This is a genomic window from Flavobacterium sp. PL11 (assembly GCF_035985025.1).
GTDB lineage: Bacteria > Bacteroidota > Bacteroidia > Flavobacteriales > Flavobacteriaceae > Flavobacterium.
Genome location: NZ_JAXCIA010000015.1, coordinates 49,905 through 69,980 on the forward strand (window position 1 = coordinate 49,905; position 20,076 = coordinate 69,980).

Here is a 20,076-nt window from a genome sequence, read left to right on the forward strand (position 1 = left end):
ATGGCAGCACAAAAATATTGTTTGGCACTAGATTTAGTAGAAAATGAGCAGTTGATAGCTGAATATAAAGAGTATCATCAAAATATTTGGCTAGAGATTACAAAAAGCATTAAGGATTCAGGAATTGAAGTCTTGGATATTTACTGTGTGGGCAATAGAATGTGTATGATTATAGAGGCCGACGAAACATTTTCATTTGATCAAAAATCAAAAATGGACGCTACTAATCCTAAAGTTCAAGAGTGGGAACAACTAATGTGGAAATTTCAAAAAGCCTTGCCTTTTGCAAAACCAGGAGAAAAGTGGATACTTATGGAAAAAATATTTGAACTGAAATGAAAATAGACAGCCATCAGCATTTTTGGAAATATCATCCCATAAAAGAGGCGTGGATTAGTGAGGATATGAAAGTAATTCAGCAGGATTTTATGCCTGCTGACTTATTTCCTATATTACAAGAAAATAATATTGATGGATGTATTGCCGTGCAGGCGGATCAAAGTGAGGAGGAAACTCATTTTTTAATTCAACTTGCTGCTAATAATGATTTTATAAAAGCAGTAGTGGGTTGGGTCGATTTTAAAGCTGTAAATATTGAAGAGCGGTTACACTATTTTTCTAAATTTGATAAACTAAAAGGTTTTCGCCATATCGTTCAGGGCGAAGCGGAGGATGATTTCTTGCTTGGAGACGATTTTTGTCAAGGAATTGCTCTATTAGAAAAATATAATTTCACTTATGATTTATTGATTTTACCAAAGCATTTGTCTTACGCAGCTAAGTTTGTAGCACGTTTTCCTCAACAATCTTTTGTAATTGATCATTTGGCAAAGCCAAATTTTCAAAGTGCTAATGTATCAGAATGGGAAAAGGGAATTAAGGAATTAGCGACATTTAAAAATGTATATTGCAAGGTTTCTGGCATGGTGACTGAAGCCCATTGGAGCAATTGGAAAGCAGAAGATTTTAAGTATTGCTTAGATGTGCTCGTAGATAATGTTGGAATAGACCGACTAATGTTTGGAAGTGATTGGCCAGTTTGTTTATTAGCAGCGTCGTATAAGCAATGTTGTAGCATTGTTGAAAATTATTTTTCAACTTTTTCAAAAGAGGATCAAAATAAAATTTGGGGAGGCAATGCAGTGAAATGCTATCACTTATAAAGTAAAAAAAATGAATTTAAATTTAGAAAATAAAATTATAATTGTAACGGGTGGAGCCAAAGGAATTGGACTTGGAATTTGCAAGGTCTTAGCTTTGGAAGGGGCGATTCCAGTAATCATTGGACGAAAAGATAGTGATAATCAAATAGCGATCAAAGAAATTGAAGCCGCGGGGGGGAAAGCAAAATCCGTGGTGGCTGAATTAACAAAGCCTGAAGATTGCGAAAAGGCTATAAAGCGAATAGTTGCTGAGTTTGGACGAATTGATGGACTGATTAATAATGCAGGTGTCAATGACGGCGTGGGTTTAGAGAGCGGAAACTATCAAGCTTTTATAGAATCTTTGCATAAAAACGTAGTACATTATTATTTAATGGCGCATCATGCTTTGCCTGAATTAAAAAAATCAAAAGGCAGTATTGTAAACATAGGTTCGAAAACAGCTGATACCGGTCAAGGAGGTACTTCAGCTTACGCAGCGTCTAATGGTGCTCGTAATGCTTTGACCAGAGAATGGGCACTTGAATTATTAAAGTACAATATTCGTGTCAATGCAGTAATTGTAGCAGAGTGTTATACACCTTTGTATGAAACATGGATAAAAACATTTGATAGTCCAGAAGAAAAATTAAAACAAATCACAGATAAAATTCCATTAGGAAATAGAATGACCACAGCTGAAGAAATTGCTAATATGGTGGTGTTTCTACTTTCTGAAAAATCAAGTCATACTACTGGACAACTAATTTATGTGGATGGAGGATATACGCATTTAGACAGAAGTTTATAATAAATTATAATCATTTTTGCTTTAGTGAAAAAAAGATTAGATAAATCTTGGAAGGTATATAGTTTAGTATGCTTTCCGAGATTATTGATATAGTGCCGTTTAATAAAATCAGCGCAATATTTTTAGGCATAGCGAAATGGAAGTAATAAAAGCTTGATTACGATTTTATTACTCGATTTAATTGTTTTTATTTGTATTGCAAAATCGTTTTAGTAAATTCGTTAATCATAAATATTGAAGGAAATATGAAAAAAATACTAGTAACGGCTCTTTTTAGTGGAGCATTATGGTGTGCCAGTGCACAGTCAAAAATTGATCCTAATACCATAAAGGAGAAAATGCAATGGTTTGCTGATGCTAAACTAGGAATTTTTATTCATACTGGTATTTATGCGGTTAATGGAATAGGAGAATCATGGAGTTTTCATAATAAGGAAATCGCTCATGCTGATTATATGAAGCAAGTAAAAGGATTTACTTTAAAGAATTATGATCCTTCCACTTGGGCTGATTTAATCCAAGAAAGTGGCGCAAGGTATTCAGTAATTACTACTAAACATCACGATGGTGTAGCGATGTATGATACTAAAATGAATAATCTAAGTATCGTTAAGGCTACTCTAGCTAAGAGAGATATGATAAAACCTTTTTTTGAAGAACTGCGCAAACGCAATATAAAAACAGGTGCTTATTTTTCCTTGATTGACTGGACTAATCAAGATTATCCAGGGTTTTTAAAAGATAGTGCACGCTACAAAATTGCTAATGATTATGGAAGATGGAACAAGTTTAGAAATTTTTTCCAAGGGCAAATAAAAGAAATCAGCGAGAAATTTAATCCTGATTTATGGTGGTTTGATGGAGACTGGGAACACTCTGCTGAAGAATGGGAATCACAGAAAGTGCGCCAAATCATGTTAGCAAAGAATCCGAACACCATTATAAATGGAAGATTGCAAGGATATGGAGATTATGACACACCAGAGCAAAACTTTCCAGTTAAAAGACCCACTTTTAAATGGTGGGAATTGTGTATGACTATTAACGATAATTGGGGTTACCAACCTAAGGATCAAAACTGGAAAACACCGTATGAGGTCATCACCATTTTTGTAGATGCCGTTTCTAATGGTGGTAATCTACTTTTAGACATTGGACCTAAAGAAGATGGAACTATTCCTGAACAGCAAGTCGCAGTACTAAAAGAACTTGGGGCTTGGAATAAAAGAAATGGAGAAGGGATTTTTAATACAGTTGCAGGAGTAGAGCAAGGTCATTTCTATGGACCTACCACTTTATCAAAAGATAATACAACACTTTACTTATTTGTTTTTGGTAAAGCAACAGGGCCATTACTGCTCAAAGGTTTAGATAATAAAATCGAAAGCATAACGACTTTAGGAACTGCTGTAAATATATCACATAAAGTAGTGGGAAAAATTTCATGGAGTCCAGTTCCGGGATTGGTTTATATCGATTTACCAGAAGCAGCATTAGATAAATATGTTACCGTTTTAAAAGTTAAATTAGACAAGCCTATTAAATTATACACCGGTCAAGGTGGTTTACAATAACAATATTATCAATTAATTATAATTCTAACTATGAAAAACAAACAACGATTTAAAGTACTACTGCGACTGATTATAGGAATATTTTTAATCACTGCTCAAGTTTCAGTAGCGCAGACTAGTGCCACTATTCAAAGAATGGGAGCGGTGGATACGCAATCTTTTGATCAAGGATGGCTTTATTCTCGATACGGGTTACAACCTGATGGAACAAGAGTTGATGAACCTAAAAACTTAGAAAGCGTAGATCAAAAAGATGCCTCATGGCAAAAATTGAATTTGCCACATGACTGGGCAATTGCTGGACCTTTTCGTAGTGATATTACGGGTGAAACAGGAAAACTTCCCTGGAGAGGAATAGGATGGTATCGCAAGCATTTTACCGTACCTGCTTCCGATAAAGGGAAACAAGTTTTTGTCGATTTTGATGGAGCGATGGCTAATGCCAAAATATGGTTAAACGGACAGTACGTGGGAACATGGCCTTATGGTTATAGTTCGTTTAGAATGGATATTACGCCTTATCTCAAACCGGGACAGGATAATGTAATTGCAGTGCGTCTTGATACAGAGAATTGGGATTCCCGTTGGTATCCTGGAGCCGGAATTTACCGTCATGTATGGTTAGTGAAAACAAATCCTGTTCACGTAGGTCATTGGGGAACGTATGTTACTACTCCTGCAGTGACTACTAAAAAAGCTACGGTTAAACTAGCGGTGACCGTTGATAACCAATCGGATAAAAAAGTTAGTGCTGTAGTGCAAACTAGTTTTTTTGAATTGGATAAAAATAATAAGCCAGCAAAGAAAGTGACTGCCACAAAAGCGGTGACAGTGGATGTAAACGCAAATTCTAGTGCAATTACTGAAACTCAAACGGCTGTTGTAAATCCTAAACTTTGGGATATTGAGGCTCCAAATCGCTATTTAGCACAAACAACTATCACTATCGATGGTAAAATAGTAGATCGTTATAATACTCCGTTCGGAATTCGAACCATAGAATTTTCAGTAGATAAGGGCTTTCTTTTGAATGGTAAAAAGGTAGTAATTAATGGAACATGTAATCACCATGATTTAGGAGCTTTAGGAGCAGCTATAAATACGAGCGCCTTACGTAGACAGTTAAAAATCCAAAAGGAAATGGGAGTGAACTCTTTGCGAACTTCACACAATCCGCCTGCTCCAGAATTACTGGAATTAGCTGATCAAATGGGATTTTTAGTGTGGGATGAAGCTTTTGACAACTGGAAAGTAGGTAAAAAGAAAAATGATTACAATAAAATTTTTGACGAATGGCATGAAAAAGATTTGAAAGCGCTAATTCATCGTGATCGCAATCATCCCTCTGTTTTTATTTGGTCGATAGGTAATGAAGTGCCAGAGCAACGTAATGTTGAATTGACAAAACATTTAGCTGATATTGTAAAAAGATTAGATCCTACACGACCAGTTTCTAATGGGTATAATGATCCAGACGCAAGTCGCGAAGTTGGCGCGCCAGTTTCATTAGATTTAATGGGAGTAAATTATTTTTATAGTCAACAAGCTAAATGGGAAGCTGATCCTCGATATGCAAATATGCCAACAATAGCAAGTGAAACCGCGTCAACGGTGAGTTCACGTGGGGAATATTTCTTTAGAAATGATTACCAAAACTGGCAAATTTCCTCTTATGATACCGCGCATCCCGGTTGGGGCTGTACTCCAGATGAACAATTTAGAACCATGGCAAAATTCCCAAAAATGTTAGGGGAATATGTATGGACTGGTTTTGATTATTTAGGTGAACCTACTCCCTATAACTCGGATGATACAAACTTGTTAAACTTTAGATCAGACCCTTCAAAAGTAGCTGAATTAGAGAAAAAGTTAGAAGAAATCAGAAAGAAAAATCCACCATCAAGAAGTAGTTATTTTGGAATTATTGATCTAGCGGGTTTCCCAAAAGATCGTTTTTATAGCTATCAATCACGATGGAAACCAGATTTACCTATGGCGCATATTCTGCCACATTGGAACTGGAAAGAAAGATTAGATTCTATCACGCCAGTTCATGTGTACACTTCTGGTGATACGGCAGAATTGTTTTTGAATGGAAAAAGTTTAGGTAAAAAAACCAAAAAAGAAGGCGTAGATTTCCGTTTGATTTGGGATGATGTAAAATATGTTCCCGGTGAACTTAAAGTGATTAGTTATAAAAACGGAAAAAAATGGGCTACTGACAGCGTAAAAACAACTGCAGAAGCATCTAAATTAGATCTTTCAGTAGATAGAAATACTATTGCTGCAGATGATGTTGATTTTGCTTTTATAACTGTAAAAGTGGTTGATAATGAAGGTTTAACTGTTCCTCGCACGCATCCATTGATTGAGTTTTCAATTGAAGGAGCTGGTGAAATTGTAGCTACAGATAACGGTGATGCTACCAGTTTTACGCCATTTCAAAGTCATCAAAGAAATGCTTTCAACGGAATGGCACTAGTAATTGTAAAAGCTAAAAAAGGACAAACTGGCAAGTTTACAGTAGTTGCTAAAAGTAATGGACTGGAAACAGGAAAAGTTATAGTTTCAGCGAAGTAATATTTCACTAAAGTTTTTAAAACGCATTTCTTGTAATTTAGATTTTCTCTTTATTTAGGAAATGCGTTTTTTTATACAAAAACAAAACAACTAACTTGATAATAATATCTCTCGAAACCAGATAAATAGACCAGCTTTCAATTATAAATACTATTAAAATTTAAATTTTGAAACTCTCATTTATAAACTGGTAGGTACTGTCGCGAAGTAAGAGCAATTAACCATATATTCGAACTTAATTTTTATCGTAATTTATACATTACTGCAAGTAGAAATAACAGTTAGCACTGTTTAAATTAAATCTTAAAAAAAAAACAGAATTAATAATAATTAAAAAATAAAAATATGATAAAATCATTTGTGTTTTCACTGCTACTATGTAGTGTGTTGACTGTTGCGCAAGAGGTGAAAATTATTCCTCAGCCCGTGGAGGTAATTACCAATACAGGAAATTTTGTAATAAGTGCACAAACAAGTTTAGTGGTTTCAAATAAAATGGATAACGCTAGCGCTTCTTTTTTAAATGAGTATTTAATGAGCTATTATGGATTTAAACTGCCGATTGTAAAAAAAGCTTCAAAAAATTATATCAAATTCAACAGCTTAAAAAATATTACAGGTTTAAAAGCTGAAGGATATAGTCTTAAAAGTGATGCTAATGGAGTGATGATTGAGGGGAATTCTGATATTGGTACTTTTTACGGGATGCAAACTTTAATACAATTACTACCAGTTGAGAAAAGCAAATCACTGAAAATTGCTGCAGTTACGGTTAAAGATGAGCCAAGATTTGTATATAGAGGAGCGATGCTTGATGTAGCACGTCACTTTTTTTCAGTAGAATTTGTAAAAAAATATATCGATTATTTGGCTTTACACAAGTTGAATTATTTTCATTGGCATTTAACTGAAGATCAAGGATGGAGAATTGAAATTAAAAAATATCCAAGACTTACTGAAATAGGATCTAAAAGAAATGGATCTATTGTAGGCAGATATCCTGGGACTGGAAGTGATAATACGCCAGAAGGTGGTTTTTACACACAAGAAGATGTGAAAGAAATTGTAAAATATGCTTCTGATCGTTTTATCACCGTAATACCTGAAATCGAAATGCCAGGTCATAGTAGCGCTGCCATTGCAGCTTATCCAATGCTTAGTTGTTTCCCTGACGAACCAACAGAAATTCCTGCCAATATGATTTCTGAACAAAGCAAGAAAGATTTAGCAAGTGGAAAAGTTAAATTAGTACAAGAAACTTGGGGTGTTTTTACGGATGTATATGCACCAACAGAGTACACTTTTAATTTTTTAGAAGATGTTCTGGATGAGGTAATGGCTTTATTTCCTTCAAAATATATTCACGTAGGTGGCGATGAATCTCCTAAGGATGCTTGGAAGAGAAGTGCATTTTGTCAGCAATTGATCAAAGAAAAAGGGTTAAAAGATGAGCATGAACTACAAAGCTATTTTATTCAGCGTATGGAAAAATACATCAATAAAAACGGTAGAACATTAATAGGGTGGGATGAAATCCTTGAAGGTGGGCTTGCGCCAAATGCTGTAGTAATGAGTTGGAGAGGTGAAGCAGGAGGTATTGCTGCTGCTAAAGAAAATCACCAAGTAATTATGACTCCAGGAAGCCATGTGTATTTAGATCATTCACAAACTAAAAATGATCCTGAAGTTACTATAGGCGGTTATACCAATCTAGAAAAAATTTATAGCTATGAGCCAATTCCAAAAGAATTGACTGCAGAACAAGGTAAATATGTATTAGGAGCTCAAGGTAATGTGTGGACAGAGTATATGCTTAATCCTGCTAAAGTAGAGTATATGATTTTTCCACGTTTGAGCGCGTTAAGCGAAGTTTTATGGTCTCCAAAAGACAAGAAAGACTGGCCTAAGTTTCAAACTAAAATTGAAACTCAGAAAAAAAGATATGATATGTGGGGAGCCAACTATTATAAAGGAAAATAATACTTTCTAAATTTTTAACTGAATAAAATGCCCTTTAATTTTTTAAAGGGCATTTTTTTTGTGTACCAAATTCGTTGGTATTAAGTAAAAATAGAAATCCAGAATTTATAGTTTTTTTCAAATCGTTGATAAATTTATAAATCTATAAACCCAAAATTATCATACTGATAAAGGAAGTATTCAATCAAATCATGGAGGTCTAATGCGTCAATAATAATTACGATTCTGTATTTTCGCTTTTAGAAATAAAAAAATAACTCAATATTGTAAAATTAGCTATCCTTAAACATTTAAACTATTATTTTTCTTTATCTACCAAGTGTAGTAAAACAAAACAGAGATTATTATCCGTTATAGCAACAATTTATTGTTGCATTTAGGTGCGGTTGCTAATGTATTTACCTAGTCTTAATGTGACAAAAAACAATTGACGATTCACCTTATGTTTTCCCAACATTATATTTAAGGATTATATGTAAAAATTATATGGCTTAGATGTTTAAAATAACGGTATTATTTTTTTGAAATTACTTGCGTCATACTATAAATTCATTGATACAGTAATTCCATTCGATTTTTAACGACATCAATAATACTAACATACAATAATAAATTAAAATAAATCAGTGTAAATCAGCTCAATCAGTGGCGTTCATGTTCCATTTCTAAGCTTTAGCAATCATGCTATTACTTTGCTAAAGAAAATTGAAACCAAATAGGAATATGATCTGATATGAGTCGCGCCTCTTTTAAAGAGTCAAAGTTGGTATAAAAATGAAGTACCCCTGATTGTACTATATTTACTTTACTAGAATTGTAAAAGATATTATCATATTCTGAAGCCAAACACTCAGTGACAGTACAAGCTGTTTTTAGTGATGTTTTTTGACCAACTAAAACTGATTTATATCCCATTTGTTTTAAAGGATTAAAAACGCTGTGCGACTGCGGACAATTGAAATCACCAACAAAAATCAAGTTTAACTTGGGATAATCAGCAGGTAAATATTTAAAGTATTTTATTTCCGTTTCAGGTTGACTTTTTTTAGGAATCGCATGAAAGTTAACCACGGTAAATTGCTTCTTTCCGTATTCAAAAGTACACAGGTAAGGTTCTCTTTCAATTTCCAAATGATATTTTTTTTCCAGCCATGCTTTTCCGATAATCTTGACTTTACTTGTTTTCCAAATAAAAGCGTAGCGTTCTGATTTATTCGGGCTACCGCTTGTAGGGTCACTAATCGTGTAATCCCATTTGCTTCCTTTTCTATTGAGTTCATCTGCTAATCTTGCTACTGCTTGAGCGCCGCCGTTTCCTGCAACGACCTCCTGAATAGCAATTATATCGTAATCTCTGATTGTCGCTGCCATAAAAGCGATCTCGCTATTTGATTTAGATTTGCCAAGGTTTGATATATTCCAGGATAGGAGTGTGGGTTGGGCGTTAACGATTGTTATAAAAAATAATAAGCAAATTGAAATAGTATTTTTCATTAATCTGTTGTTTTATCTTGATCGTTATTTCGTCTTAAAAGCTCCGAAACTACAAAAACAGGATCTTCATTAGTTTCAATCAAATTTGAAAAAGCCCATAAAAAATCAATCGTTAAATGATAATGTGATCTTAAGTCAGAATGAATTTCACCTGGAAACAACATATAGTTTACCAAATCGCCATCGTAAATTAATTGAACACAATTGTATTTAGTGCTCACACTTACTTTTCCAAAACTTATTAATTCATTCAGATGTGAGGCTAAAACCAATATGTCATTGGTTTTATCTTCATCAAAACTATTTAAAATAAAGGAGTGAAATTTGAGATTGTTTTCTGTTAATTCATATCTAAATTTTTGCTTTCTATTTTCTTTATCTGTAAACGTAGTTAAAATATATTTCTCATTTTCAAATTTTCCAAAGTACCAATTTTCTTCTTTATGCAGTTTGATCAACTCTTTCCAAACTATTTCAGAACGTTTCTTTACGTTCAATAAACGGTATACTTTTCTGAGTGTAGCGATGAAGCGATAGTAATATTTCATGAATATTCTTTTAATTATTTCAAAAAGGTAAAAGAAAATGGATACTCCTACAATAGTTGCTATGAATTGAATAATTGACATAACGAATTTTCAAGAGTGAGTGCCAATTAGAAATATTTTAATACTAATACATTACACAACGTAGCGAATAGTTATTTTTATATTTTTTTGTTGTTATTTTTAAAAATTGATAATATCAATATAGTTCCAACTACACATCAACTATATTCCAAATTGTTCTACCTAAAGCTATTTTTATAAATGGTTGAAATAGAAGTGCTAAAGCTACATAAATAAAAACTTCATTTTTGTTATTTTTTCGATTAACAACGAATACCAGATAACAAAAGCCAACCATCGCTGCAAATCTAACAAATTAGAAATAATCTTAGGAAGATTTAGATTTTATAGGAATAGCAGGATTGACAGGAGGGGTTAATGATTGAGTTATTCAAAAGTAATTTCATTTTTGCTATAATCAATCGACACTTTTCCAAATTTAGCCAATGCTGATTGACCAAATAGTAGAGGAGCTTCATTATTATGGACTACAGAAGCTCTAACGTTGTCAAGGGTTTTATTTCCAATTTTTACAGTTCTCAGATTTATTATTGTTCCTTCTGTGATACTTCCATCCGCAATTTGATATTGTTGCTTTCCTAAAATATCCTCGTCTCTCAAAGTACCTTGTTTGTATAAAAACATCGCTTCAGTTGCAGAGATTGTAATGTCAGATGCACCTGTGTCAAAAATAAAATTCATATTGCTTCCATTAATTTCTACAGGTATATTGTAAACACCATTTTCTTCTGACATTTTTATTATAGTCTTTCCTTCTCTATTTGAGCCGGAAATAGAGTTATATTTAGGTTTTGCATCTCTCGTACTATTTCTTCCAGATCTTGAGCAATTTGTACAATCTATAAATAACATTGAAATAGTTATCGCTGTTATTCCACATACTATTTTAGTTATTTTTATTTTCAATTTCACCTATTTTTGGAATGATTTGTATTAAGAATTGTTGATTTTTCATTTCAGACTTTCCATTGTGACGACCAACACCTCTTGTTCCACTTCCAGCTACCTGAAGTTCACAGAAATTGGGATCAAATTGGATATTATTTTTCTCCCAAAGTTTTAAGAGAGACAATGCCCGAAAATAACTTAGTGCATCATTATCTTTATAATTATCCTTTGAAGCCATACCCTCAATAATAATCATATATTTAATATCTTTATTTTGGTACTCAGTTTTTAGTCTAATAATTAAGCTTTCAATATTTTTTCCAACATCTAATAAATATGGTTTATACTCATCTTTGATTTCACTCTTTGCAGGAGCAAATTGAATTTGTCTTTTTAATGTGAATCTTTTGTATTCTTCTTGATAAGAAAAATATCTTGGATCTAATTGCTTTACAGAATTTTGTATTTCTGTAATTTTCTTTAACTCTTCCTTAGTTGCTTTGGACTGCCTTTTCATCATCGCTACAGCAAGTACAAATAACACTAACATTATAAAAAAGAGACTGGTCATCAAATCAGCGTAACTGGCCCAGAAAAAATTTGTTTTTTTTGACATAATTACCTAAAAATAAATTCAAATATTTTCCATCCACTAAATACAATACCAATGATGGCGCCTGAGTAAATAAAAGCGTATCCTGCATATTTAAGTGGTTTTGGAATTTCTAATCCTGTTTGCTGCTTTTGATTTAAAATCGCGTCAGACAGTTTATCTATAGAAGTATTAAGCGCCTCTAATTTGTTGTTTTGTGACTTAGCTTCCTGTTCCATATTAGACATACTTGTATTTAACTGTCCTAATTTTTTCAATTCATTTAAATTACCTCTGTCTTCTTTTAAAAGTTTTTCTAATAGATCTTCTTCTTTAATAGTTATATCTGTTATTGCTTTTATTTGAGTATCAATATGTATTTTTAACTGTTCTAAACTCTTACTTAATACATTATCAACGTCAATAACAGCATCTGAAACAATTTGCTTTCTACTGCTTACTTCTCTTAATTCAGATTGTAGAATATCGATTATTTCTTTATTCATATCTATATTAGTACCTATAGAATCTGCAATTTTTTCTATTGACTGTGTTCGATCTAATTGATTGTTTATACTAAAATTTAATTTCTGTGCATTATCAACAAAAGAGTTTACCTGATGGAGGTAAGTATTGAATTTTTCAAATTCTTTAGTGCTCGTGCGAAGTTCTTTCAGCACATTTACATTCAATTTTGCTAACTGAGCAACGTCAACTTCTTTAAGATCGTTCATTAAGTTAGTTTGACCTTCAAAAGAATCTAATATGCGGTTCATTAGACCATTAAAATTATATATATTAGTTTCAAAGGTATCATTGAATTTAAGTAAATTGGCCTGTAAAGAGTAGATACTGGAAGAAATATTTTGCGACAAAACTGGCAAAAGGTGAGTTTGTATCCATGTAAAAAAATCATTTTTAAGTCCTTCAGCCTTCGTCTTTGCTCCCTTATACTTCCAACCTGATAGTAAAACAGTTAATAATAATCCCGTAAAACTAGCAATCATGGCTATTTTCACGCCGCCAATCAGGATATCAATAGCCTTTTCAAAATTGGCATCACTGATACTAGGCATAGCGAAAAGGCCAATAACTATTCCTAACATAGTTCCCATTAATCCTAAATATAAGGGTATAGGTAATAATGTATTTATCTCCTCATCAATTGCATCTGTATTTCGTTCAACTACATCTTTAATTAAATTAAAATCACTAACTGCTCCTTTATTTCTCAATAAATAAGTGTTGACAGAATTTAAAACTTTTTCAAAAACTACATTCGAGTTGCCAGTTGATTTTATTAGCGTTATTTCAATATATTTTGATTCCATATTGGTTGCTCTGTTTTAATTTTGAGAATTTATATTATCGTCACTCAGACTAGCCCATCCTATAGATTTATAATTAGATAAATCCTTTTTAGGTATTTTCTTATCTAAGTTTCCTTTTGTAATCCAAACCATAACTTCATCATTATGATTTATATCGAAAAGGTTTAAATCATTGACTTCATTGGCAATAGTAAATGTATCGGTATTATATTCTTCAGCGATAGCCTCACTAATTTTTATTTTCTTTTTAGTCTTTTTTTTAATTTGTTCGGTCACAAGAGTAGGATTACTGAAACTATCTAAATTATTTAAAATATGCTCAACTGTCACCGTTTTTATTTGATCTTCAGGAATAAAAACTTTTACTGTTTCAAAACTATTAGCCTCCGGTACTATAGTTTTAAATAGCGCTATTTTTTTAGAAGTGGTAATTGCCACTAAGATTTGTGCCATTACAATAATTGCAATTAGACCTCCTATTAGTATATCATGCATATCTATTCGTATTTAATTTTTGCTTTTGATGTTACCACCCATTTATCGTTTCTTTTTTCTGCAATCCCGGAATGGATTACTAAATTATTAGCATTCTGATTAAATGCGTTTAATTCTTCACATACAGGTTTTATATATTTATTAGGGTAATCAAGAATTAATTTTTTCTTTTCCTTAATAATTTCGAAACTAGCCAAATTAGAATTGTTGTTATAAATCGTAAATTTAAATACTGCGTCACCCAAATTAACTTCATCATCTGTATCAAAATATCCGCTTTCATGTGGTGCATGTTTATAAAATATTTTATCATCTTGCAGCATAATTGGTGTTTTAGGAACTTCAGTTACAGAGATGGTGGGTACTAAAGCCTCTTTTTTTGATTGCGTTTCTAAAGCTATAATTTTAACTTCCAACCTCCCTATTGTGTCTTTTAAAGTGTTCACCGAATCTTCTAAACCTCTGTTTGGGCTATGAGAAGAAATAGGTGGGACTGATATAGGATTAAGTTTTCTTTTGCCTTCATTCACTTTAATCATAAATTCTACTTTTTTTACACTTGCAAAATTTCTTCGTCTTAGGTAAATATAAAGACCTACAATCATTATGAACAGAATGAAACTAAATCCATAATCTTTCATAAAATCTCCTGTATCATATTTTTGTTTTTTAGTCTCTGGTTCAATGTTATCAGTATACACGTTTGGAATTACTTGTTCGGCTTGCGGCGTTGATTCTGAATTCTGAAATTGATCTGATTGATCTGAAGTTTGACTAACATTATCTGAACTCTTGGTATTTTCCGATGAGATCAACGTTATTTTTTCCCTAATTTTTTTAATTATGTCGTTAATTTTGTCGCCTTTTCTTTTTTCGGCAAATGCTTTAATTTTTTCATATTTTGAGGATTGAAAAACATTTTTAGTTAAAAAAATAATTGATAGCTCTTTACTATCAGTTGTTTTTTTGAGTTTTTGAAATTCTTTATATAGGTCAAGCGTTTTTGTGTCTGTTGTAGGAATATTACTTTCTTTTATAGTTGTTTTTTCACAATCTAATGTACTCTTATCTAAAGCTTCGTTTATGCATAAGCAAGTCATATTATCTACAACTTTTTCAAATTGTTCTTGGCTTAAATTTGACTGCGCATTAGTTAAAAATGTAGTCAGAAAAACTATCATTACTATTTTTCTCATATTTTGGTGGAGATTATTCTTTTATTTTAAAAACTATGTAATTGATCGAAATTATTTTCAAATAAATTTATCTTATGATAATGCCGATATATTAATTTTTTTTAAAGATTTTGATATATTTTAAAGGCTAAGTTGTTAAGACCCCCAATTAGTGGGTAAAAAAATAGTGTTTCCATAAGTTCCTCGTCTTGAGTTCCTTTTAATTCTGCTTTTTTAGAGTCAACTCCTTTTTTAATATTGTCTGAGACATCCTCTTGTAGATAACTCTTATAGTTTTCAAATTGAGAAGGGTCGATGCCAAGTTCATCGTTAAATTTGAACTTGCTATTTAAGCTAAAGAACCAATCTATAAAACTGATGTACTCATCCGCAACATTTTTATAAAAGGTGTCATTTAAGTCCGGGTATTTCAATTTTTCTTCAATATTAAAACTTAGATTCTTACTTCCTATATATACCGTTTCAATATCTTTGATGTTTAATTCTCTATCTTCTGGATTCTGGAATAAAGCGCCAATACAGCTAATTTCTTTTGGATTGTTAACTTTTTTTAAATCAATCTTTGTTTTATTCTCATTACTCAACACATCATCGAAAATAGTTTGAGACAGCTTCTGTAATGTAGCATCACTACCTATTAAATTAAGAATTTTAGAGCCTGTCCCGCTAAAAGTTACATATCGTGGAGAAACAATATCTTTATCTTTCATTAGTTTTGCAATATGATATAAAATTGAAGCATAAAATAGCGTAATTACAATCTTCAAATCGGTGTCCTTTGTCAAATCTTTTGAAAAAGAAATAGGTGCAGCTTTACCTATTATTTGTTCATTCTGTTCTAACGAAAGTAAAAATGAAATTATTTCTTCGGATTTCCTATTTTGATTTAAGACATCCAAAACACTTTTCAATCCATACAATCCATTACTGTCTAACAGACCAGAATATTTTTCACTATATTTTTGTACAAAACCATTCATGTTTGAATTTCTATCGCCAAAAGCATCTCCAAATAGTGCATTTCCAGCGAAACGAAATGAAGTTGCCAAAAACGGCTTATTTTCTTTGTAAATTACAACATCAGTAGTACCGCCGCCTATATCTATTGAAATAACCGAATTACTGCCCGCTGAAACCCCCATTTGATTTCTGAAATAATAAAATGGTGTTATCGATTCGGCAACCTTGATCGGTACAGTTATCTTATTTATATGTTTTTCAAACAATTCAGTCCAAATACTCTGCAACCTATTTATCCTGAATGAAGACATACTTGTTGGATACATCCAAATTAGCTCAGTCTTATCTAAGCTACCTTTTTCTAAAAGAATTTTGTTTTTAATCAATAGTATAATCTTTTCAAGAAAAGTTTCAATTCGTTTTTCGTTGTGATCTGTTGATTCCCATTTTAAATTAGAAACAATTTTAGTGTTACTAGGAGCCACTTTCTTTCCGTAATAAAAAGGAATATTTGTATCAGCTAATGCGTGAACAGCTTTATTGTAATCTAATTCTTCGTTATTACTAATAACAGTTCTGGTTGGAAAGAAGTTAATTATTTTAGGTATTTGTTCAAGTTCAATATGCTCTTCAAGTAATCCCAGGTTTGAATTTCTGAATAATTTCTCAGTATGCTCATTCATTAAAAATAAAGGCTCAATTTGACTATCATTAGGAGAAATTTCAAATTTCACAGCATTACCGTTATCTTTTTTATACTCGATATGAGTATTAGTGGTGCCAAAATCGACTGCAAAGGTAAATTGCGCAACACCAGATGGTTCTTTTAATAGTGGAATTAAGATTCCGGTCGCCCATTGGTGTTGAATTTCTATGTAATCAAAGTTTGCAAGTACTGTCTGATATTTGCTATCAAGTTGAGCTCCTTTTTTACGGTCACTTCGCTTCGATGGTATAAGGTTATTTTTAATTTCTTCCCCTTTGTTGTAAAAGGAGAGATTGTATTCACTGTGGCTATAAAGTGGATGATTGTCAATATTCATAACCCCTACACGATACGAAGGTTTGTTAGCAGTTGATTTTAAAAAAGGATAAATTGTAATGTTAAATCTATTTTCAAGTATTGCACCAACATTTCTATCAGTATCTGGCTCTGCCATCTGATATTCTTGAACTGCTCGTTTATATATTCTAGAATAAGTAATATAGCTGTTGCCTTGTATAGGTATTTTAAGCACAACGCTTAAACTACCATTAATTCCTTCTTTAATTTCAATTGTCTTTGTGCCGTCAGGCATATTCCCCATAAGATCTTTTATGTTGAAATAATCGAAGTACAATTTTTTTATCGGAAGCAAATATCCTTTAGTGGATACTTCATTAAGATTCCCCGTGAAATATTTTTCATAATTAATAGGATATGGTGTAGAAATGATATAATCTTCAAAAAAATCTCCAATAGTTAAATACGGATATGACGACAAATCAAATGGTAAAACTCTTTCATTTAATGGTTTTGTATCGGTAAACGGTGCTTTATTATTTCTGTCCCAATTTGCAGTCGTGTAAATAATTTGCTGACTAAATGTATCTACCGGTAAAACCAATGGTTTCTTACTTGAATTTTTTGTGCTATTGATGACAAATCCACTTCCGTTCGTAATGGCGACTGTTGAATTAGTCCTTTTTCTCAAATTCAAACCTAATATTTCTACTGGGTTTCCTGAATTAACTTGAAGAAGGTCAAACTGATTATCAAAATCGACTTTAGTTAGATTATTAATTATTGTTCGTTGTTGATCAGACAGCTTTCTTAGACTTAAATCCAAATACTCACTAACTCCTTTAAAATATATATTAAATTCGGGGTTAGATACTCTTAATCCATAAATGAATTTTTGGAATTCGAAATCACGCTTAAACAATGGCTGAAAATCTACTTCGTCAAATACTTTATGATTACCAAATTGAATGTCTACATAACTTAATTTGTTGGCAGAAGTGAAAAATAAAGATGCTGGCGAAGTACCTCCGATAATATTTATTTTGTCTTGTCCTTGTAAATAATTCAAAAGATATAATCTTTGAATCTTATCAAAATTATAAGCAACTTTATCTTGGACTAAAAACATTTTCAACGTGTCACCTAAAAGTTTATGTTTTGAATTGTCCGAATTCAAAAGTTTGTTTAAATCCGTGTTTACATCCCAAACGATTATATTTACTTTGTCTTTGAATCGATCAATATTGAAGAAAATTTCGGCAATATCTAAACTATCCGAAACTAATTTATGGTTCATACTATTGCCTTCAACTTGATCTGAATTAACCACGTTTTGAAATGCAGTTTTGACTAGGTCTATTCTTGCAAAAGGACTAGGTATAGAAGTGATTTCCTTCTTTGCAGATGATCCGTTGGGGTCTTTTATTGCGTCAATTGCAGTTTTGCCATAAGCCGTTGAAGTTTGCCAGTCCTCTATATTATTACTACCATCATGGAAACGAAATACTTTTGCCATTTTCTTAGAATTTATATTTTTCTTTTACTAAAGATTCAGTTGTGTTATAAAACAAATCCATAAATTGTTGCTCTTGTGAACCTGTTTTTATTATTTTTTTGTCATGTTTAGAGAGTAAAAAATCATAACGACCATAATTCTTACCGCCAAATTCAATCCAATCGATATGCGGAATTACACCTTTAACCATTTCAAATAGATTAGTGTCATTAACATTCAAATTTAGAGGGGAAAAACTTCGTTGATTGTGCGCCATTTCATTTAGCCATTCTAAATAATTCTGATTGAATTTTTTCAAATAGTTACTATAAAATGGTTGTGTTAAAAGAGTGGAAATATTTACATTTTTTGCCCAATTTTGATCTGTGCTTTCTGAAATTTTATCTCTTAAATAAAGTAAGAATTTAGTGTACTGCGTTAATGGTTTTTTTAATTGTAATTGTGTTGAATCTCCAAGGTTCTCAAATATTAAAGAAGTTGAATCTGATTTAATTCCAAATTCTTGATAAATAGGGTTTTCAGCTGTACCATCTGTAGTAACTAGTTCGGTAGCATCCTTTTTTGCAAAATCTATTATTGAAAGTGCTGCCGCCATTTCAAGGAAATGCGCATCATTTTTTTGATTTGCTGCTCCTTCCACATTTGGATAGTCTTTTGTTATGTCATCTCCAAGATAATAAAGTGCATTGACAGAATTGTTGCCACTAATATTTTTTTCATAATAGGATAATGCTGCTTTTGTTTTTGAGATAAAAGTAGACTTGTCAATCTTACTTTCGTCATCAGGGGCAACACCAAAATAGGGTAGCATAGTCACGGCTCCAATAGGAGCATCTTGCAGATATTTCCAAGTTGGTAAATTGTGATCCGCATTACGAATGTTCTTTACTAATAGTGGAAAGCCAGCAGCTCCAGTACCACCGAAAATGGAACTAACAATAAAAATCCGATCTTCTTGACTAAAAGTAGATGCGAAATTTTTAAAATCTTCGGATTGTTTGAATTGATTTAAAACTACACTCCCAATATTGGGGTTTCCTTTAAAACCTACTTCCATGTTTGCATTTAAATTGTCTTCTGAAAACAATAAATTGATTAAGGCTTTGTTGTTTTCATCCAACCCACTATATTGGATGTAATCTTTAAATCGGTCTTTTTTGATATCATTTAAAACCAATCTGAAATTTTGATTCACATTAGATATTTTTGTTTTAAAAAACTGATTTTGATCAGCATTAGTAAAACTTAATTTACCATGGATCTGCTGATAATTTTTTAGGATATCAATAGTACGAGTAACATCTCCATTAGCCTCGTCAGGATCAATTATAATAGGAACAACTTCATATTTATTGATGTCTATGCCTGATGCTAAAAGCATTGCTAGCGATTTTATTACTCTTGAACCGGTACCACCAATTCCAAATACATATAGTTTAGCCATGATTTTATTTTTTAGAAAGGTGTTTTACTTGCCTTAACACTTTTAATTTTTAATACAATTGAAAACAGAAAAGAGAAAATTATTGCCCACAGCACATTTACCATTGAAAAAGTAAAATGTTCCATAAACGAATGGGGGCTTCCCTCTGTTGATGTGGAATAAAAGTCTTCAATTGCTATAGTACTTTGGTAATAGGCTACAGCAAAATTTATTATTCCAATAATCAATATCCATATCGACCAAAATCTTTTTTTATAAAAACCGCCGTAGTTTGAAATGAAGTAGTAATAGATTAATTCTAGAATTGCGGAACTTAAAAGCATTATGAGACCAATACTCATATATGCATTAGCTTCGAACATATCATTAGAAAACCCATCTAAATAAAATAGATCTCCTAAGAAAGTCCCCTCATATATTGTTGCAAAAAAATCATTCATA

17 protein-coding genes are annotated in these 20,076 nt (G+C 32.0%); 6 read left to right on the forward strand and 11 right to left on the reverse strand.

Annotated features, from left to right (window positions below):
- From RCH18_RS09645 to RCH18_RS09670, 6 genes are all read left to right on the forward strand, one after another.
- The gene (locus RCH18_RS09645; RefSeq protein ID WP_326936546.1) at window positions 1–339 is read left to right on the forward strand and encodes an L-rhamnose mutarotase; all 339 of its coding nucleotides are present in this window, start codon (window positions 1–3) and stop codon (window positions 337–339) included.
- Window positions 336–1,163 carry an amidohydrolase family protein gene (locus RCH18_RS09650; protein WP_326936547.1) on the forward strand — a complete coding sequence of 276 codons (828 nt, stop codon included), beginning with the start codon at window positions 336–338 and terminating at the stop codon, window positions 1,161–1,163. Before RCH18_RS09645 ends, RCH18_RS09650 begins: the two co-directional genes overlap by 4 nt.
- Window positions 1,164–1,173: 10 nt before the next feature.
- Window positions 1,174–1,953, forward strand: a complete 780-nt coding sequence (locus RCH18_RS09655) for an SDR family oxidoreductase (RefSeq protein WP_326936548.1) — start codon at window positions 1,174–1,176, stop codon at window positions 1,951–1,953.
- Window positions 1,954–2,198: 245 nt separating this feature from the next.
- The gene (locus RCH18_RS09660) at window positions 2,199–3,527 is read left to right on the forward strand and encodes an alpha-L-fucosidase (protein WP_326936549.1); all 1,329 of its coding nucleotides are present in this window, start codon (window positions 2,199–2,201) and stop codon (window positions 3,525–3,527) included.
- 30 nt (window positions 3,528–3,557) lie between these two features.
- Window positions 3,558–6,107 carry a beta-galactosidase GalB gene (gene galB, locus RCH18_RS09665; protein ID WP_326936550.1) on the forward strand — a complete coding sequence of 850 codons (2,550 nt, stop codon included), beginning with the start codon at window positions 3,558–3,560 and terminating at the stop codon, window positions 6,105–6,107.
- Between the two features lie 345 nt (window positions 6,108–6,452).
- The gene (locus RCH18_RS09670; protein ID WP_326936551.1) at window positions 6,453–8,087 is read left to right on the forward strand and encodes a beta-N-acetylhexosaminidase; all 1,635 of its coding nucleotides are present in this window, start codon (window positions 6,453–6,455) and stop codon (window positions 8,085–8,087) included.
- 687 nt (window positions 8,088–8,774) lie between these two features.
- Here RCH18_RS09670 and RCH18_RS09675 read toward each other — a convergent pair.
- The 11 genes from RCH18_RS09675 to RCH18_RS09725 form a co-directional block, all read right to left on the reverse strand.
- Window positions 8,775–9,581 (reverse strand): endonuclease/exonuclease/phosphatase family protein, encoded by an 807-nt coding sequence (locus RCH18_RS09675; protein ID WP_326936552.1) that lies wholly within the window; start codon window positions 9,579–9,581, stop codon window positions 8,775–8,777.
- Window positions 9,581–10,129 carry a hypothetical protein gene (locus RCH18_RS09680; RefSeq protein ID WP_326936553.1) on the reverse strand — a complete coding sequence of 183 codons (549 nt, stop codon included), beginning with the start codon at window positions 10,127–10,129 and terminating at the stop codon, window positions 9,581–9,583. The genes RCH18_RS09675 and RCH18_RS09680 overlap by 1 nt, the downstream gene beginning before the upstream one ends.
- Window positions 10,130–10,340: 211 nt before the next feature.
- On the reverse strand, window positions 10,341–10,487 hold the full coding sequence (locus RCH18_RS09685; protein WP_326936554.1) for a DUF6804 family protein: 147 nt from the start codon (window positions 10,485–10,487) through the stop codon (window positions 10,341–10,343).
- 89 nt (window positions 10,488–10,576) lie between these two features.
- Window positions 10,577–11,116 carry a retropepsin-like aspartic protease family protein gene (locus RCH18_RS09690; protein WP_326936555.1) on the reverse strand — a complete coding sequence of 180 codons (540 nt, stop codon included), beginning with the start codon at window positions 11,114–11,116 and terminating at the stop codon, window positions 10,577–10,579.
- A complete protein-coding gene (locus RCH18_RS09695) occupies window positions 11,097–11,714 on the reverse strand; it encodes a hypothetical protein (protein WP_326936556.1) in 618 nt (205 codons plus the stop codon). The genes RCH18_RS09690 and RCH18_RS09695 overlap by 20 nt, the downstream gene beginning before the upstream one ends.
- A 2-nt stretch (window positions 11,715–11,716) precedes the next feature.
- On the reverse strand, window positions 11,717–13,021 hold the full coding sequence (locus RCH18_RS09700) for a hypothetical protein (RefSeq protein ID WP_326936557.1): 1,305 nt from the start codon (window positions 13,019–13,021) through the stop codon (window positions 11,717–11,719).
- A 15-nt stretch (window positions 13,022–13,036) separates the two neighbouring features.
- Window positions 13,037–13,516 carry a hypothetical protein gene (locus RCH18_RS09705; RefSeq protein WP_326936558.1) on the reverse strand — a complete coding sequence of 160 codons (480 nt, stop codon included), beginning with the start codon at window positions 13,514–13,516 and terminating at the stop codon, window positions 13,037–13,039.
- 2 nt (window positions 13,517–13,518) lie between these two features.
- Window positions 13,519–14,712 (reverse strand): hypothetical protein, encoded by a 1,194-nt coding sequence (locus RCH18_RS09710; RefSeq protein ID WP_326936559.1) that lies wholly within the window; start codon window positions 14,710–14,712, stop codon window positions 13,519–13,521.
- Window positions 14,713–14,813: 101 nt separating this feature from the next.
- A complete protein-coding gene (locus tag RCH18_RS09715) occupies window positions 14,814–18,191 on the reverse strand; it encodes a cell division protein FtsA (protein WP_326936560.1) in 3,378 nt (1,125 codons plus the stop codon).
- 4 nt (window positions 18,192–18,195) lie between these two features.
- Window positions 18,196–19,635 (reverse strand): hypothetical protein, encoded by a 1,440-nt coding sequence (locus RCH18_RS09720; protein WP_326936561.1) that lies wholly within the window; start codon window positions 19,633–19,635, stop codon window positions 18,196–18,198.
- An 11-nt stretch (window positions 19,636–19,646) separates the two neighbouring features.
- On the reverse strand, window positions 19,647–20,075 hold the full coding sequence (locus tag RCH18_RS09725; protein ID WP_326936562.1) for a hypothetical protein: 429 nt from the start codon (window positions 20,073–20,075) through the stop codon (window positions 19,647–19,649).
- Between the last annotated feature and the right edge of the window lies 1 nt (window position 20,076).

Coding starts and splice junctions, on each gene's coding strand:
- RCH18_RS09645 (WP_326936546.1), top strand. CDS start 1: ATGGCAGCACAAAAATATTGTTTGGCACTAGATTTAGTAGAAAATGAG.
- RCH18_RS09650 (WP_326936547.1), top strand. CDS start 336: ATGAAAATAGACAGCCATCAGCATTTTTGGAAATATCATCCCATAAAA.
- RCH18_RS09655 (WP_326936548.1), top strand. CDS start 1,174: ATGAATTTAAATTTAGAAAATAAAATTATAATTGTAACGGGTGGAGCC.
- RCH18_RS09660 (WP_326936549.1), top strand. CDS start 2,199: ATGAAAAAAATACTAGTAACGGCTCTTTTTAGTGGAGCATTATGGTGT.
- galB (WP_326936550.1), top strand. CDS start 3,558: ATGAAAAACAAACAACGATTTAAAGTACTACTGCGACTGATTATAGGA.
- RCH18_RS09670 (WP_326936551.1), top strand. CDS start 6,453: ATGATAAAATCATTTGTGTTTTCACTGCTACTATGTAGTGTGTTGACT.
- RCH18_RS09675 (WP_326936552.1), bottom strand. CDS start 9,581: ATGAAAAATACTATTTCAATTTGCTTATTATTTTTTATAACAATCGTT.
- RCH18_RS09680 (WP_326936553.1), bottom strand. CDS start 10,129: ATGAAATATTACTATCGCTTCATCGCTACACTCAGAAAAGTATACCGT.
- RCH18_RS09685 (WP_326936554.1), bottom strand. CDS start 10,487: ATGGTTGGCTTTTGTTATCTGGTATTCGTTGTTAATCGAAAAAATAAC.
- RCH18_RS09695 (WP_326936556.1), bottom strand. CDS start 11,714: ATGTCAAAAAAAACAAATTTTTTCTGGGCCAGTTACGCTGATTTGATG.
- RCH18_RS09700 (WP_326936557.1), bottom strand. CDS start 13,021: ATGGAATCAAAATATATTGAAATAACGCTAATAAAATCAACTGGCAAC.
- RCH18_RS09705 (WP_326936558.1), bottom strand. CDS start 13,516: ATGCATGATATACTAATAGGAGGTCTAATTGCAATTATTGTAATGGCA.
- RCH18_RS09710 (WP_326936559.1), bottom strand. CDS start 14,712: ATGAGAAAAATAGTAATGATAGTTTTTCTGACTACATTTTTAACTAAT.
- RCH18_RS09715 (WP_326936560.1), bottom strand. CDS start 18,191: ATGGCAAAAGTATTTCGTTTCCATGATGGTAGTAATAATATAGAGGAC.
- RCH18_RS09720 (WP_326936561.1), bottom strand. CDS start 19,635: ATGGCTAAACTATATGTATTTGGAATTGGTGGTACCGGTTCAAGAGTA.
- RCH18_RS09725 (WP_326936562.1), bottom strand. CDS start 20,075: ATGAATGATTTTTTTGCAACAATATATGAGGGGACTTTCTTAGGAGAT.